The sequence below is a fragment of the Ferruginibacter sp. SUN002 genome, assembly GCF_050611725.1.
GTDB lineage: Bacteria > Bacteroidota > Bacteroidia > Chitinophagales > Chitinophagaceae > Ferruginibacter.
The window spans coordinates 2,401,295-2,419,663 of the sequence record NZ_JBODJB010000001.1; the positions used below are offsets into that span (position 1 = coordinate 2,401,295).

Sequence of the window (18,369 nt, forward strand, 5' to 3'; positions counted from 1 at the left end):
TATTAAAAAATATTGTATATAATGATTTTACCGAAAAAATATTAATGTTTTTGAGTGGATTTTAGTGTAGAATGCAATCGTTGCCGGTAATTATGAATAATCGTAAAATTAAAAACCCTGATCATCTTAGCGCACGACCAGGGCTTTTACAAACTTTATAGATATTTAAATGAAGCTTACCAAACGTTTTTTGGACAGGTATCTGTTGAGTAATTATTCCCGATTATGAAGCCGAGTATTACTTCATGGGTACCATTACTAACTGTATTTATTTTAGTAGTAGAATAATCGTACGAATAAGACAACGTAACTCTGTTAAGCAGGTTCATTCCCGCCATCCCTGCAAAACCATATTTTGCTCTGTAACTGGCTCCTAACCAAAATGTATTTCGATATTGCATTTTTGCATTTACATCTACCTGCACCGGAATACCTCCCAATGACTTAACCATAACCGATGGGATCATATTGATATCTTCACCCAACATAAACCTATACCCTGCTGTAGCAAAAATATGCGGCACCAACTTGCCTTTTTTAACATCAAGTAGTTCGTTGTAATCTATTTTATTTGGTATTAATTGATTGGCAGCGATACCAACAAAATAGTCTGCTGAGTATACCCATAAGCCAACATTCATATCCATTTTTACTTCAGGATCGGTTTGGTTTATGGCAACTGCAGGGTCATTCGGTTGATTAGATCCAAAATTTAGTTTGCTCGGATCGATGCTCAATCTACTTGCACCTAAACCAATTCCGGCAGATAAATTTGTTTTACCATTCAGACCTACATGATATGCATAGGTTGCAAAAGCAGATGTATTTGTAAATGGACCTATTTTATCACTAATCACCTGCAATCCGATTCCATGGTGTGGTGCAGACGCTTCGTAATTATCGTAATAGTCTTTACCTCTCGGGTTCTCTCCCGACATTTCAAACTGTGTTGTTGCATTCGTTTTGTAATCCTTCTTCCCTAACGGTCCGTGTATAGTTAAATAAGTTGTTACGGGAGCATCCTGTAATCCCACCCATTGGTGTCGATGACTGATTTTAACATCAGTATAATTTTCAATACCGGATAATGCCGGATTTAAAATATAGTTATTGAGGATATACTGGGTATAATGCGGCTTCTGTTGAGCAAACGCACAAACCTGCACAAACAGTAAAATAAGAATACATTTAATAAACTTCATTGTACGAAATTAGAATATTAATTAAAAAGCAACTTCACTAGAGACACTTCAAACATGGTCTTCGCTGTATGCTTAACAAATATCAAAAAAGATTTTTAATGAATGTACAGCTATTATTTAAAAAAGTATCGCAAAGATATTTCATGAGCATCGCCCCCATCATCAAAAACACTCAATGGTGTTTTGTAAACATCGTAAGCATAACCAATAGCCAGTTTGTTTTGTATTTTAACACCGGCAAAAGCTGCATAGCTTTGTTTGTAATGATAATTGAACCCTACCCATAAAATGTTCTTGTGTTCTAATCTTACGCCTCCTTCAATATCAACAGGTGCATTAGGCAGATATCTTACCAAGACATTCGGAATTAACACATTGTCTTCATCAGTTCTTGCATAATAATCTGCCGTAAAATTATAGTGTCTGTATTGTTTGCCTTGTGTATTGGTTGTTCCTTTGATAAAATCAAGTTTTGATTGAATCAATTGTTGTACAGAGAAACCGAAGTTAACGGTTGGTGTTTTGTAATAAATACCTGCAGATGCATCTCCTTTGGTAACATTAGCAGGAGCCGACATGATCGGGTCGGTATCATCAAAATAATCAGATTCAGCAAAAGCAGCTTTATCTAATTTTTGTTGAAGTATTTGTCCGCCCAAACCAAACATTAAACGTCTGCCTTCTTTTAAAGGAATACTGTAAGAAAGGTTTATTTGTCCGCCTGTACGGCTGGTAGGTCCTGTTTTATCATCATACAAAGCAACGGCTATACCTACTTTTTTCTTAGCAAAATATTTATCGCCAAACAAAATGGTTGTTTGTGGTCCGCCGTCAATGCCTGCCCACATTTTTCTGTAGGATGCTCCTACCGAAGCCTGATCGGCTGCACCGGCAGCTGCAGGGTTATACAGAAAATTATGCTGTTGGTACTGGCTCATTCTAAAAATCTGTTGTGCATTAACGTTAGCAGCACTAACACTTAAAAACAGCACAGCAATGATTGATTTTAGTTGCATATTATTTATTTTAAAAATAGTCATAAGTGTGTTTATTATCTGATGATAGTTACATTACCCGTTTTAACGGTGGTTTTACCATTCACTGAAGTTGCTTTTATCACATAGTAATATGTCGCATCCGGTACAGGCTTACCTTTAAATTCGCCGGTCCAGTTATTGGTATATTTATTTGATTGATAAACTAACCCACCATATCTATTATAAACAGCTACCTGAACTTTAGCAAAACAACCTTCATCGTTGAATACGATCCACCTATCATTTTTTCCATCGCCGTTCGGAGTGAATCCTCTCATAGGATCTAAACAGTCTACATCAGGCGTTACCGTTAGTGTCATATCATCCGATGCACTACAATTACCCGATTGAACGTTTAATGTATACACATAAGTTCCAACTTCAGTAAGTTGAGCTACTGTTGTTAAACTATTTGTTGGATTAATACCGGTTGCAGGCGACCATGTATAAACGCCCTCACTGTTGCTTGTACCCGTGATCGTTATTGGTTGATTTCTAACTACACTAAGATTAGGTCCTGCACTTACAATCGGCAACTGAATAACCTGAATTTGTAATGTGGTTGTGCTTGCACACTGGCCTTGATTTGGCGTGAATGTATAAGTTGTTGTTTGTGTATTATTCAATGCAGGCGACCATGTACCGCTTATATTATTGGTTGATGTGGTTGGCAATGCATTCAATGTAGCACCGGCACAGATCGGGGCAACTTGTGCAAAGGTTGGTGTCACCGGTTGGTTAACCGCAATTTGCAAGGTTGTTGTAGTAGCACATTGTCCCTGATTGGGTGTAAATGTATATGTAGTCGTTCCCTGATTATTCAATGCAGGCGACCATGTACCGCTAATATTATTGGTTGATGTGGTTGGCAATGCATTTAATGTAGCTCCGGCACAAATCGCCGCAACCGGTGTAAATGTTGGAGTTACCGGTTGGTTAACTGCAATTTGCAGTGTTGTTGTCGTTGCACACTGTCCTTCATTTGGCGTAAAGGTGTAAGTTGTTGTTCCCTGATTATTCAATGCAGGCGACCATGTACCGCTAATATTATTGGTTGATGTGGTAGGCAACGGATTTAAAGTAGCACCGGCACAAATAGCGGCAACAGGTGCGAATGTTGGTGTCACAGGTTGGTTAACCGCAATTTGCAAGGTTGTTGTAGTAGCGCATTGTCCTTGATTTGGTGTAAAGGTATATGTTGTTGTTCCTTGATTGTTCAACGCAGGAGACCAGGTACCTACTATATTATTGGTTGAAGTCGTTGGTAATGCATTCAATGTAGCACCGGCACAAATAGCGGCAACAGGTGCGAATGTTGGTACCGTGTTTGGTGCGGTAACACTTACAACTATTGTTGCTTTTGAACTTTCAGAACAACCTCCTGCAGGTGTTTGGCTAACAAAATAATTTGTTGTGCCAATTGCTGTAGTTACAGGTGTTGGTGCAGCACCAAGCAATACATTATTATTATCGTACCATTTTAAGTTTGTACCAACTGCAGTTAAAGGCACCGCTGTTGCATTCTGACAGTAAGTAATCGGACTGGTAACTGTTGGAGGCGTAGAAGACACATTCACTTTTACGCTGTCGGTAACGATACAAGTATTGTACATTGTAATATCATCAATTGCAAAATCATTTCCAATGTCTGCATTGTTTACAAGATCAATTAAACTGATAGCAGCGGTAGTAACACCTGTCGGTGCAGTCCAAAAGTAGGAAACTTGTTTCCAACCTGCTGCACCAGCCGGTGAAGTAGCGTATGGATTAGCACTGAATCCTGCAGATGTAGTAACCGCAGTGCCATTGATCATTGTTTGAATATTTGCAGAAGTTGCATTATTATTTGCATTACTGAAATAATAAGATAATACATATGAGTTACCAGGAATTACTGTAACATTTTGTGACCACATAACCTGATTAGCAACTCCATTGCTTGGTCCATCTGCAACCATCATTTTACCTGATCCGGTTGTATGATCATTGAATGCCGGTGTAAAGAAATTACACAAGTTATTACTTGCACCTACTATTGCATATATACCATTATGACTTGCACTACCAACTGCAGCAACATCCCCTGCGGCATTGTAAGGTATTTGCCCATTGCCGGTAAGGTTGATATAATCAGATGTGAAGCCTGTAGCTCCTGCTTCAAAATTACCGTTGGTAATCATGTTCACCGAATTATCTAATATTAACGCATTTACATAGTAAGTAGTGTTAACTGATGGAGTAACTGTAGGACTTGCCAATGTAGAAGTAAATCCTGCAGGAGAAGAAGTCCAACTATAACTAAATGCACCTGATGTTGTTAATGTAACTGAATTACCGCCGCAAACAGACGTGTCGGCAATGGTAGATAATGGTTTTAAGATTACAGTTGCACTAGCTATAGTACCATCTGCATCTTTTACACGGAAAATATATTTACCTGCAACTAAATTTTCAAAAAGATTGTTGCTTGAAAAAGCACCTGTTTCTGTGGCATATTGATAAGGAGCAGTACCACCACTTCCTCCTACCGTTACCGAACCAACCGTTCCATTACATTTAGGAGAAACTACTTGTACTATTCTTAAGATCAACGGACCTTGTGCCAATGTAAAGAACCATGGAGAATTATTACCAATAGTTCCTGCATTTGTAACATCATTTGCTCCAACCGTACCACCGATCGCAGTATAGATTCCTGATGCTGTAGTTTGGCTCATTGCAAGCATATTAACGCTACCCAGTGGAGTTGATCTTGATACAGAAACATTAGCTCCGTTAGTAAATGGAGCCGTTGTTGTCATCGACCAATATTCTGTTGTACTTAAAGAAGTAATTGAAGCGTCATGTGTGCCTCCCGAACCTGTATTAAATGCTTGTACAGTTGCTACCGTGGCATTGCTTGCAGGTTTATTAATTGTAAACGGAAGATATGTTGCAGCGCAAGTACCATTTCCAACAGGAAAAACATAATTACCTGCAGTTGCAGCAAGGTTTCTTGCAATTGGCCCGTTAATAAAAGCTGATGCAGAACCACCTGAAATAGCTGATGTAGAAGTATTATTAACTGTAAGGATATTTGATGTAGTTGTACTTACTGCTCCGGATATAAGTGTAAGAATCCCTGTAGTGTTAACTGTAACGGGGCTCAGTAAACTAATGTTCGTATTGATACTAAGGTTATTAAAAGTTTCTGCATTTCCGGCAGGAGCGGTAATTGTATTAGGAGCGCTGCATAATGCTGAACCAGAAAAAACAACTGTTGAAGTGCTATTGATAAAGAAACCTTTAGTATTACCTGATACAGCCTGATTGTTTGTCCAGTTACCATTTACAGTCATTGTAGCTTTGGGTGCAGTAAATCTTGAGTTGGTGTTCAACACAAAACCGCCACAGCTGAATGAAGATACATTACTGAAATCTACCTGTGCATTTGTTGAGTTATTACCAAGCGTAAGTACGCCGTTGATAGCCCACGAACCATTTGGCACCCATCCATTACCGTTATTAAAACCTCCGGCAGAAGTACCGGTATTTGACATGATCACATTATTCGGATAACCCGGAGTAACACCAATTGTACCTGAAGCCATTGAAACCCACTCTTTCCCAGGATTATAGTTGAATGCACTATTGTAAACTATACTAAGTGTTGATGCAGCTCCCCAGATAGGCGAATTTGAATTTCCCAGCTTACCTTGCTGATTAACAATTTTTGCAATACCATTAATAACACTGGTAGAGGTTTTAAGATCTAATACCACATTACCATCAGAACCTCCAAAATCAACATCATTAAATACAACCGTTCCATTTACAGTTGTTGTACCACCGGAATTACCTTTCAATAAAAGCGTTCCTCCATCTGCGTTAGTATGCCCTACCACACCATCAGCACCATTGGCAAAGTTTCCACCATTGCCATTTATTGTAGCTATTTTTGAAATAGCCAGCGTTTGTCCGGTCAATTTCAAAATACCCTTTGTAAAATTAATTGTACCGGTTGCATTATCCTTGCCGATTGTCACCGGAGCAGCGTTTGATGAGTTGGTAATATTAACTACATCAGTGGCATTGGGCGTATTGATTGTAAGCGTATAAATATTGATAGAACCTCCTCCCGATATTGTTGCACCATTCACATTCATCAAAATGGTTGCAGCAGTTCTATCCAATGTTATTCCTGCAGGAATGTTTAATGTACCTCCTATCGTAATAGTAAAAGTATTTCCGCCGGTATAATTCACATCCATAGTACACGTACTTCCCGATGGAATAACCAGATTTTCTGTACCGTTGGGAACATGGTTCAAACTCCAGTTGGCCGCTGTATTCCAATTACCGTTGGCTACATTAAAAGTATTTTGTGCAGATGCTACAATAGAAAATACGGTAGTTATACAGATCAAATAAATTTTAAGTAAAGTCGGACTAGAAAGACCTTTACCCAAAAAAAGAAGGACATTTTTTTTCATATGCAGTTGTTTTATAAAACTAAATTTTCAATAACAGCTTAGGCAATTTTACAATTTGATAAATGCCAAATTTCACTATTAAACCAAGTGTACGAATTTAGCAAAATATGCAGGCCATCAGCAAGTTATATTATTCGATATAGAAAATATTTATCTAAATAAATTCAATTAAAAACACAATAAATTGTATGCCAATTAATTACATACACATTATCAAAATAATTATATACTTATAAGTATAATCCATTTGAAATATCATCACACTAAAACAAGGCTTTTCCCACTATCGCTGTGCTGATTTTTCCTTTTCATTTATTTCCTCATTGTATTGCGTAGAATACATTGGGGGTTTATCTCCGAAAAGATCTTTATGAAAACTGTCGTACTCTGTATCATAGGTATAAGTTATACGATCTGTTCTAAGCGGCTTGTCCGTGATCCATTCAGGTGTAGTAAAGCTTTTCGATACCACCCCATCTCTCATCACCGCAACCTTTACAGGCCCGGGCTGAAGTTTGAATCTGGTAGAAGTTAATCCTGCCGGAACATTTACAGTTTCGCCATTCACCATCAACTGGCCTGCCTGTGGTAAAATTGTAACCACTTCAATTGAATCTTCAAAATTGGTCTGTGTTGTTTTACCTAAATTTTCTGTCTTTATATTATATGGGTCAGGTTTAATATCTTTTTTATATTTTTTAAAAAATGCTATTGCAACATCACGATCTGCATACGGAGATGGTTTTCCCTGCCAAACACTTTTCATGTAAGTAAGTAGCACTGAGAATCCATAGTTATGATTTATTTCCGGAGCGAAGTGATGTCCTTCCGGATAATCATTCCATGTAATGATATTGATCATCGGCGCATCTTCCTTAACGGCAAAATCCAGTTGACGACGGAAAGTTTCAGAAAGCCCTGTGACCATGTATTTTCTTTCAATGCCTTTTTTTCCTGCAATGACTGCTTCTGCTGCAGTGGTTAACATATCCCAAGTACCGGGTTTTAAAACCTTTGAAGTATAGAAGTCGGGAAATGCAGAAACGGTATATTGTCTGCCTCTCTTTTTACTTATTGAAGCGATCTTACTATCTAAGCCTTCAAAGGTATAAGCCTGTGTCCACATCCAAACCGATGGAAAATAATCCAGCAGTTTATGTATTTGAGAATTGCTCACCTTTTCATTAACAGAATACATACAGGCAAATTTTTCTCCAACAGCATCTGCCAGTTTTTTGTATGCTCTTGCGGCGAAATATTCAGCCGGATGTCCTCCCATATTTTCTTCTGATGGTATATCAGCAATTTGTTCGCCGTACCATAAATAAACGATCAATCTTCCATCAGGCGTACGCAACCAGTGTGGATTAGATTTACCAACACTATCCTGAATGGCTTTTACCCTGCTGGCAAATTCAACCAATTTCATATTTTCATCTTTTCCTTCTACTCTTGGATGAGAAAAACAAAAAGTGAATTTAAAATCTATATTCTTTTCGGCAGCTACTTTAAAATAAGCTTGAATGATCTTATCCCAACTTTTATTTTCTAATGTGTAGTAAAATTGAAACCCATCTATTCCACAACGTTTAGCAGCCAACATCTCAAATTCAACTGCATGTTCCAAAGATGAATCTTTCATGTAAGGATCGCTCATTACATTCACTTGTGTTAAACCGCCAATTGGCGCAGATATATTATTTGTAATAGGATAAAATTCAGGGTTACATCCATCTTCCATCGGATGACCATTGTAACTGATGATATGAGTCATACAATGTGCAATGACTAATTTTTTGTCGGTCAACGGCAATTTAAATTCAGGAAGATCGAACAGATCATCCTGCGCTTTTACAGTTGTGAAAAGCGAAAGAAAAGCCACCGTTAGCAGCAAAAATCTCCTTTGCAAAATTTTATTGTAATGTATCATACAGCTACTTTTTAATAAAGTTTAAAGTACCTCAAACAAAAAATCGAATATTAAAAAAGAAAGCCGCCGCTGCAAACAGCAGCAGCTTTCCATTTTTATTAATCAAAAACTAATTAGCGACCTGCTGAACCGTAAGCATACAAGTTTGCTATTTCAGTTGCAGTTAAAGCTCTTTTGAATAATCTTGTATCGTCAACTGAACCACTGAAATCAGATGTTTGCCAACCTGCAGGTGCACCACCTCCATTAGCAAAAACAGATGGAGTACCTGTATAGTTGAATGTACCGAAAGTAACCTGCTGCCTTTGTGTAAGTCCAGCTCCAACGCCACTAGATGTTGTCATTAACTCAAATTGTTCTGAAGCACCAATGGTAGTAGTTGCAATATTTTCTGTTCTTTTTAATACCCCATTGGCATAATATTTCACTTTTTTCGTACCACCAGTTGTGTCATAAACCATTGCAATAAATGCCCATGCTGTAGGAGCTGTTTTGAAATCGGCATAAGTTCCTTCTGCAAATAAATCACCATAAGTAGAATGAGTACCTGTACCATTAACATGAGTTAAAGTACCATCCAAATCTAATGAATCACTTGCACCATGACGGAAAGAGAAAGCAACTAACCCCCAGATATCCTGAGTAGCCGCATTGATTTGCCATAATGAATTCAAGTTATTTGTAGTTGGAAATTTAGCCCAGCTAGTAAATGTAAAACCAGCAGCTAATTTATCAGCAACGTTTAGAGCAGTAATTGTTGGATATACCAAATAGCCATTGGTAAAGCTTGCATAACCACCAATTTGTCCACCAGCAGCATTATTGGTAACAGTACCGCCAGTTGTTGGCACAACACCAGAAATAGCTTCAGCTTTTGTGTTATCAAAAGTCCAGTGAGCAATAAGGTCAGCAGCAGCTACATCATTTGAAGTAGGCAATGCAACTACATCTAAAGTAAATGCCAATGCATTACTTGTACCTGCAGAAGTTACTACAGTTACATTACCTGTTGCAGCACCTGCAGGAACTGTACATGTAATAGAAGTTGCGGTTACTGAACTTGCAGAGGCTGTTACGCTACCAAATTTCACCGTACCACCTGTAAGATTTGTACCGGCAATAACAATTGTTGCACCAACCAAACCATGGTTTGGAGTAAGTGTAGTAATGGTAGGAGCAGTTCCACCGCCGCCACCGCTGCTGCTTTTTTTACAAGACGTGGTCGTTACCACTGTTGCGAATAATCCGCATGCTAATACAAGCATTGCATTTTTCATCTTTTTCATTGTTCGTTAAGTTTAATTTTTAATTAATAAAAGTTTTGGTGTTTTCGTGAATAAAAGAATTTAGAATATTTTATAGTTGAATAATTGAAACTGCCGCTCCTCCGCCCTTTCCGAGGTTTAATGTTAATGTTGACTCTCGTGTAAGATTGATCTTCTTTATAACATATCCTTCCTGATTGTTTAAATAGTCTGTACCGGGAGCATCTGCATAAACTACCGCTGCATATTTTTTATTTTTATCAAGGAACGACAGATCAACATTGATTTCTCTGCTGTTCTCTCCTGTAATAGCTCCGATAAACCAATTGTTTGTGCCTTTTCCCTTACGGGCAATAGCAACATAATCTCCCGGCTCTGCTTCTAATATTTTTGTGTCATCCCAATCTGTCGGTACATCGCTGATGAATTTAAATGCATCCTTATGAGCTTCGTAATTTTCAGGAAGATCTGCCGCCATTTGCAAAGGGCTATATAAAGTAACGTACAAGGCTAACTGCTTACAAAGCGTAGAACGTAAACGTCTTGTTGTATCAGCCGCCGCATAATGATTTAGTTTAAAGATGCCCGGTGTATAATCCATTGCTCCTCCCATTAATCGTGTAAATGGCAATATCGTTTCGTGATTTACAGGATTGCCATGACTGAATGCAAAATATTCATTTCCTCTGCCGGCTTCAGATGCTACCCAGTTCGGATAGGTTCTGTTTAAACCCGTTGGACGTACCGGTTCGTGTGCATCAACCATAATCTGATAGTCAACTGCTTTTTTTGCTACACGTAGATAATGATTGTTCATCCATTGCCCATCATGAAACTCACCACGAGGAACAACTTTACCTACGTAGCCTGTTTTAACTGATTTGTATCCAAATTTTTTCATGAACTTGAAAGCAGTATCCATGGATCTGTCATAAGCTGTTGCAGAACTTGCCGTTTCATTGTGCATAATGATCTGCACTCCTTTTTTAGCTGCATAATTCTGTAATTCCTTTACATTAAAATCGGGATATGGCGTTACAAAATCAAACACCTGCTCTTTCCAGGTGCCGAACCAATCTTCCCAACCAACGTTCCAACCTTCAACTAAAACACCCTGGATTTTATTTGCCGCAGCAAAATCTATATAACGTTTAACATTAGCTGTAGTAGCACTATGTCTGCCATTCGGCACTAACTGACCCTTTGCATTTAAGCTGTCTGCATGATTGGCATAATTCCATCCACCTTTACCCGTCTGCATTTCCCACCATACTCCAACAAATTTCATAGACTTGATCCAAGATGTATTTTTTATAACAGAAGGTTCATTCAAATTCAAGATCATTTTTGAAGCAAGAATATCAGTAGCCTTATCGCTTACAATGATCGTTCTCCATGGTGTATTGAACGGAGCATGTAAGTATGCCTTGTTACCAACAGCATCAGGCACCAAACTTGAACTCAATTGATTCGTATTTTTATCTACATGCAATTGCATTGCAGGATAATTGATTTGTGCAGCTTCGTGGATGTTGATGTACAAACCATCAGCTGTTTTCATCATCAACGGCGTTTGTACCGATGAAAAATCTTTTACCGTACGTACACAAATATCTGTGCTGGATGCAACAATTGATCTGCTATCAACTTCGCTTAGTTTACTTTCCGTGTATTCGTACTCGTTACTATCATAATCGCCGGGAATCCAGAAAGCTTTATGATCACCTGCAAGATTAAATTGCGTTTCTTCATCAGCAACAATAAAATATTTTAAGTTGTTCTGTTTTGGAAACTGGTAACGAAAGCCAACGCCGTCATTGAACACTCTGAAAGCAATATCCAGTAAATAACCTGTCCTCTTTTGTTTAAGATGTACCAGCAATTGTTTGTAATGATTTCTAATCTTGCTTACTTCACCCAAAACAGGTTTCCATATCTCATCAAAAATGCTACTATCAACGCCAACTATTTCAAACGCATTATTTAATGGCGTATGATCCACCAACTTAAATCCCAACGAAGATGGTTGAATGATATCTTTCGAACCATAAGTGACCTGATACACAGGAGTTCCTTCAGTATTGAGATTAAATGTCAATTTTATTTTTTGAAAGTTGATCGTATACTCTTTCTGTGCACATGCTGCATTCAGTATCCAACAAGTGAAAAACAAACTGATATATTGCTTGATAGTCATTAAATAATTATTGCTGTTAGGTGATCGAGTTTAATAATTTCTTTGCCTTTTCCATTTGCAGGGAAACCATGTAATAAAAAACCTGATCTAATTTTTTCTGTTTTTCTGTATCTGTCTTAAATGCTTTTCTTTTTGTATAAAGATTGTTAACCGTTTCAAGATCTGTTTGTGATAAAGACGACACTCCAAGTTTAGTTTGCAAAGAAGTTAAAAATCCGTACCCAAATTCCTGTGTGGGCTCTATCATCGTTCCTTCTCCATAATCATTCCAGGTACATAATTGAATGTAGTTAGACGACGATGCCAATGCTGCGTCTAATGTAGCATTGAAAGTTGCTGTACCGTTATGATCGATCTGCCATCCCAATGCTCCTCCCCATCCACCAGCGGTATAAAAATCTTTAAACCCGGGATACGCAGCTGCGATCTTTTTACCTGTATATCCGTTGTTATAAAAATTATTCAACCCTGTCAAATAATTACTATAAATCCATGCATACTCTCCAGAAGCATTTGAACCTGCTTCGCCTGATTCATACCATAGCGTAAAGAAAGACGGCTTTGGACTTAACACTGAAAAAATACTTGTCCAGTCTGATGGTGTTTGCATTTGTATTGGACCGAAATCAAGCAAGAGTGGCTTGCTGTCAACTTTTTCATAATAAGAAAGACCGAAGAAATTAGATTGCAAATAGTTCATATCATTTTGTGCAACTGCAATTTTATTGGCACCTGCATCAACCAGATTTCTATCTTCATATACGATTGAAAAAGTCAATCCTACTTTTTCAAGCATTGCAACCATTCGTTCTGTATTACGAACCGAAAAAGGATAATCGTACAACAATTGTTTACCCGGCCAATCAATCATCACTCCATCAACACCACTTAACTTCATCAATAAAAGCTGATATTCTATAACATCATAATCACCCGAAGCATAAGGGCCGATCATGGGATAATAATAAGACGCTATTTGTCTTTTACCGCTTCCGTCCGTAACATCCGGATTCTTATTAGCCATTTTCCAATGTTGCCCCCACTGTCCGGAGTTAGACTCCTTTGATTCGAACCAAGGCATCACATGAGAAAATATTCTTTTTGAAACCGTCTTTGCAACATTTGCCGGAGAATAAACCACAACGGTTCCATTGTATAAAGTCTCATCAACAGTTGTACTACTTTTCTTACATCCAACAAAGTATGTAACAACGAATATCAATAACAATAATCTAATATTTTTCATCTGGCAAATCTTACTCATCAAAAACTAAACGTCAATATTTTAATACCCCGGATTTTGATCCGCTGCTGTAATTTTTTTATTAGAACTCAACTCAGTAGATGGAATTGGATAAGTATACATTTTATCTTCCCATGCTGCTATTGCCGTTCCGTCTGATAATGCCTTCACATAATACTCTTGTTCACTTTGGCCGAATCTCCATCTACACACATCATACCACCATTGTCCTTCAGCAAAAAACTCAGCGAATCTTTCATAGGCCAAAGGATTGTTTCTTAAATTAACATCAGCGGTTGAAGCTTTTGTTGCCGCAGTCCATGATGTATAATCAAATGATGACGGGGAATTGATAGGTTGGCCATATGCTCTTCTATGCACTTTGTTTACATATTCCAGAGCAGTAGGCTCATCGCCGGTATTTTTTAAAGCCTCTGCATATAATAAATACACGTCAGCTAAACGCAATAAATAATAGTTAGCACCATCGCAACTATTGTAAGTATAGATTGATTTATCAACAGTAGTATATTTTTTAAAACTCCAGCCATATTGTTGATAGATGTTTCCGATGTTACCACCTGCTCTTGCAACAGGCACTCTGAAAGTACCGGTTTTATCATTCACCGAATCAACCCAAGGTTGTTGAGCACAAACATATAAACGAGGGTCTACACTCTTATCTGCACGTACATCCAAAGATTGTTGTCTGTAAGAAGGTTTCATTATGTACTGAGGATTTGTACGGGAAGATGTACCCGAAAAGCCCGGTGCTTGTACTGTATCAAATAACGGTAACGTAAAACCGAAACGACGAAGGTTTTTATCGTTCACAAAAATATTAACACGAGACATGTCTATGTTGCCACCGCCTGTTTCGTATCCATCCAAACCAAGGATCATTGGTCCCCAGATCAACCCTTGAGAAGTTGTAAGGTCATCCGGACTTGTACCTGAAGAAAATATACCGCTACCACCTGTTCTTCTTTCAACATTTATTTCAAACAATGACTCTTCGTTAAATTCATTTGATTCAGGCAAAGCATTGAATGCATTGCTATATTTCGAGAATGACATTAAAGATTTACCACTGTTATCAATTACATCTTTTAATACAGGTTTTGCCAAATCATACTGACCGGTAAACACATAAGCCTTACCTAGTAACCCTTTAGCAGCCCATTCCGATACTCTTCCTTTGGTCGCTCCTGCTCTATTCACGCCTGCAAGTTTTGAAGCTGCTTGCTTAAGGTCGTCGATAATAAAATCCCATACCTCTTTAACGGTACTTCTTGGCTGGGAAGCTTCTTCGAGATTCAATGCGATCTTTTTGAAAATAGGAACACCTCTTTTATCGCCACCACTTGATGGAGTCATATATGATTCTCCAAAAAGACATTCTAATTGAAAATAATAATAAGCTCTTAAAAAATATGCTTCACCACGAAGTTGATTGATCGCATCAAACTCTGTTGTTTTTGCATAATGACTCTCGTAAAAATCTGCTCTGTCTAAAAACACATTCACATTTTTTACACCTGTATATAAACCTGCCCACAGGCTACTCACATAAGGATTCGGTGTAGTTACATTATGAATGATCAGTTCATTCCAGTCTCTATCATCCTTGTAATCCAAAGTTGCCGCATGTTCTAACGATGCAAAATGTTTTGTTAACAGGTTAAAACCATAGAGGTTAAAACTTTTGCGAAAGTTTGAATAGCCGGGAACCAAAAATGATTCCAGATCTGTTAATGTAGTAGGAGCATTATAAGTATTCAGCTGATCTACCGGCTCGTATCCATTTTCCGGAGCTTTTCTACAAGCAGCAACTGTACTACCTAAAGCAAGTATGAAAATTAGTTTCTTTATCATTGTAATATTTTTTTATTTAAGCTTTATAAAGTGATATCAATACCAAAAGAATAGGTTCTTGCATTCGGATAGCGTGCAACCCTGTCAATACCTCTTCGATAAATATCACCACCTATTTCAGGATCGATACCGCTATAACTTGTTATTGCAAATACATTATTACCCATAACAAAAAGGCGTGTATTCTTTAATTTGAATTTCTTTGTAATGCTTTCTGGCAATGTGTAACCTATCTGAATGTTTTTAAGTTTCAGATAACTGCCATTTTCAACGAAATAGCTGCTTGCTTTTGAATAGTTTCCGTTCGGGTCTCTTTCAAAATCACCTCCATCGATACCACCAATACGTGGTTGATCTGTTAGTCCATTATCTCCAAGGAATGATGCACCAAAAACTTTATCTGTTACATTACCACCATCGTAGATTGACATGGTATATGGCGCAACACCATTATAAATATCTACTCCCATTACACCATTAAACAATAATGACATATCAAATTGCTTGTACCCTAAACCGGCAGTAAGCCCGTAAGTAAATTTAGGGTAAGGGTTACCGATAGCAACTTTGTCATCATCATTTAAAACACCATTACCATCCGTATCCTGGAAATGCAGATCACCAGCCTGAGCTCTTGGCTGTGTTGCATGATATGCAGCAGCTTCTGCATCTGTTTGGAAAATACCTAAAGATTTATATCCATAAAATTGACCAAAAGGCAAACCTGTAGCAGTATAAGTTAATGGCTGATTCACCCATAAACTGTTATTGGTTGCAGGATAGTTGCTATTAGCACCCAACGGAGTGATTGGCTTATTACTAATACCATCAAGATTAACCACTTTGTTTTTATTGATTGAACCGGTGAAGCTCAAATTGTAACTTAGTTTTTTATATTTATTTCTATACCCTACTAAGATATCTACGCCTGAGTTTTTAACGTTACCTATGTTATAGAGTATTGCAGAAGATAATTCATTACCCAACTCATCATAACGTGGAGGAATACCTACACTTGGAGGAACAGGCACCCAATAAAGCATATCTTCTGTATATTTTCTATACCAATCAAGTGAGAAATATAGTTTACCTCCAAATGCATCAGCATCTAAACCAATATTCGTTTCATTTAAAGTTTCCCATTTAACATCTTCATTGGCAATTAACTCTTGTGTATATCCTGCCAATGACACTCCATTGTTATCGAAGTTTTGATAACCTGCTCTTGCAAAAGTTGTAACGTATCCGTAAGGTGGTATCTGGCTGTTACCAAACGAACCATACCCTGCTCTCAACTTAAATTGTCCGAAAACTGGGAACATTTTTTTGAAGAATCTTTCTTTATCTAATTTCCATGCAACTGATGCCGATGGGAACAAGCCATGCTGGTTTGTTGGACCGAATGTTGTATAGTTGGCATCGTCACGTAAAGTAAAAGTTGCAATTAATTTTTTATCGAAATCATAATTCACTCTACCGAAATATGAACGTACCAAACCATTCGGATCATAACCACCATTTACAGTAAATGTAGAGCCAGATGTAGGAATATATCCGTAAGAAGTACCTGCAACTGAAGTTACATTGGTTGTTAAACTTTGAGTAGAATTTGTATAATTTTCATAACCTGCTAAAAGGTTGATTGTATGAACACCATTATAAGTGTGATCATAGGCTAAGATAAACGCATTCAATAATTGTTCGTATTTACCTTGAGATCTGTATAAACTGTTAATGGTTAATGGCGTAACTGCAGTGTTGTATTTATCTCGGTAAATATTGTTTTCGTATCCTGAGTAGGTATAACCAACAGTTGCTTTAAATGTCATGTACTTTGGAGGCAACTTAATTTCTACATAGGCATTACCTTGAAAACTGTATTCAGGAAAAGCAAACTTTGCAGTTTTAATTTGGGCCATCAGGTTTACACCTTGATATCCTGCAGGAAAATCTCCCCAAGGAAACTCTACATTATTACTATATGCCTGACCGGTAGGTGCTGTTCTGAACGGTGTAATAACGGTAGATGTTTTTACAGGCGTAGTACTTCTATGCCATGCATTGATCTGTTCACCAATTTTAATTTTATCAGATATTTTTACGTCGGTGTTAATTCTTACAGCTCCATAATCTGAACTATTATCTAAGAAAATACCTTTTTGTTTGTTATAAACGCCTGAAACAAAATAATCAACTGTAGATGTTTTACCTGATAATGACAGGTTGTAGTTTTGTTCAACACCATTGCTATATAATGCTTTTACCCAATCATAATCTGGGTAGCCGGCAATAGCAGCATCGTTAAACGGATTTGCGTAATAAGGATCTTTTGTTAAGGTTTTAAATTTCAGGAAATCTGCTTTATTTAAAAGCGTATATACCAATGGTTTGGTAATACCATAACGAGCATTAAAATTAATCGTTGGTTTAACACCACTTGCCCCACGCTTTGTTGTGATGATGATTACACCACCAGCTGCCGAAGCACCATAAATTGCAGCAGCACTGGCATCTTTTAAAATGTCGATGGTTGCAATATCATTATTGTTGATATTAGCACCGCCTTTATTTTTTTGTATCACCCCATCAATTACGTATAGAGGTTCAGGCTGACTTAATGAAGAAACCCCACGAACAATGATTTGTGCAGAATTTCCACCGGGCTCAGCAGATTCTTTCACCACGTCAACGCCGGCTACCCTGCCCTGCAATGCTTCCGCTACGTTTTGGCTTGGTAAGTTTTTAATATCATCACCTTTTACAGATGAAATGGCTCCGGTAACGTCTTTTCTATTTTTTGACCCATACCCAACCACAACAATAGAATCTAGCGTACCTATTAAAAGCTGTAATTCAACCTCTATTGAGTTTTTACCCACTATGGATACCTCTTTTGCAGCATACCCGGTAAAGGAAATTACTACTGCTTTGGCATCTGCCGGAACTGACAATGTGAACTCCCCCTTTTCATTTGTTTTAACACCGGGATTTTTATCTCCCTTCAGAATAACACTAGCACCGTTCAAAGGAACGCTCTTGTCGTTGAGCACCTTACCCGTTATAGTTCGTTGTGAGAAAACATTGTTTACAATGAGCAGGAGAATTGCAAGGAACAAAGTTTTGGTCAATCGTTTTTGTAAAATCATGG

The 18,369-nt window shown here is 37.8% G+C and carries 9 protein-coding genes; all 9 read right to left on the reverse strand.

The features are described 5' to 3' along the window. Positions 1 to 176: 176 nt before the first annotated feature. A complete protein-coding gene (locus tag ACQ33O_RS10435) occupies positions 177 to 1,202 on the reverse strand; it encodes a PorP/SprF family type IX secretion system membrane protein (RefSeq protein ID WP_430995523.1) in 1,026 nt (341 codons plus the stop codon). A 113-nt stretch (positions 1,203 to 1,315) separates the two neighbouring features. Further along, on the reverse strand, positions 1,316 to 2,218 hold the full coding sequence (locus ACQ33O_RS10440; RefSeq protein ID WP_430995524.1) for a PorP/SprF family type IX secretion system membrane protein: 903 nt from the start codon (positions 2,216 to 2,218) through the stop codon (positions 1,316 to 1,318). A 35-nt stretch (positions 2,219 to 2,253) separates the two neighbouring features. Next, a complete protein-coding gene (locus ACQ33O_RS10445) occupies positions 2,254 to 6,711 on the reverse strand; it encodes a gliding motility-associated C-terminal domain-containing protein (RefSeq protein WP_430995525.1) in 4,458 nt (1,485 codons plus the stop codon). A 283-nt stretch (positions 6,712 to 6,994) separates the two neighbouring features. Further along, positions 6,995 to 8,641, reverse strand: coding sequence for an endo-1,3-alpha-glucanase family glycosylhydrolase (locus tag ACQ33O_RS10450; protein WP_430995526.1), 1,647 nt, complete (start codon positions 8,639 to 8,641; stop codon positions 6,995 to 6,997). 113 nt (positions 8,642 to 8,754) lie between these two features. Beyond that, on the reverse strand, positions 8,755 to 9,927 hold the full coding sequence (locus ACQ33O_RS10455) for an IPT/TIG domain-containing protein (protein ID WP_430995527.1): 1,173 nt from the start codon (positions 9,925 to 9,927) through the stop codon (positions 8,755 to 8,757). Between the two features lie 70 nt (positions 9,928 to 9,997). Then, entirely contained in the window at positions 9,998 to 12,103 is a 2,106-nt protein-coding gene (locus ACQ33O_RS10460; protein ID WP_430995528.1) for a glycoside hydrolase family 97 protein, read from the reverse strand. A gap of 16 nt (positions 12,104 to 12,119) precedes the next feature. Beyond that, positions 12,120 to 13,349, reverse strand: a complete 1,230-nt coding sequence (locus tag ACQ33O_RS10465) for a glycoside hydrolase family 71/99-like protein (protein WP_430995529.1) — start codon at positions 13,347 to 13,349, stop codon at positions 12,120 to 12,122. A 39-nt stretch (positions 13,350 to 13,388) separates the two neighbouring features. Beyond that, positions 13,389 to 15,221, reverse strand: a complete 1,833-nt coding sequence (locus ACQ33O_RS10470) for a RagB/SusD family nutrient uptake outer membrane protein (protein ID WP_430995530.1) — start codon at positions 15,219 to 15,221, stop codon at positions 13,389 to 13,391. Positions 15,222 to 15,244: 23 nt separating this feature from the next. Continuing rightward, a complete protein-coding gene (locus tag ACQ33O_RS10475) occupies positions 15,245 to 18,367 on the reverse strand; it encodes a SusC/RagA family TonB-linked outer membrane protein (protein WP_430995531.1) in 3,123 nt (1,040 codons plus the stop codon). Between the last annotated feature and the right edge of the window lie 2 nt (positions 18,368 to 18,369).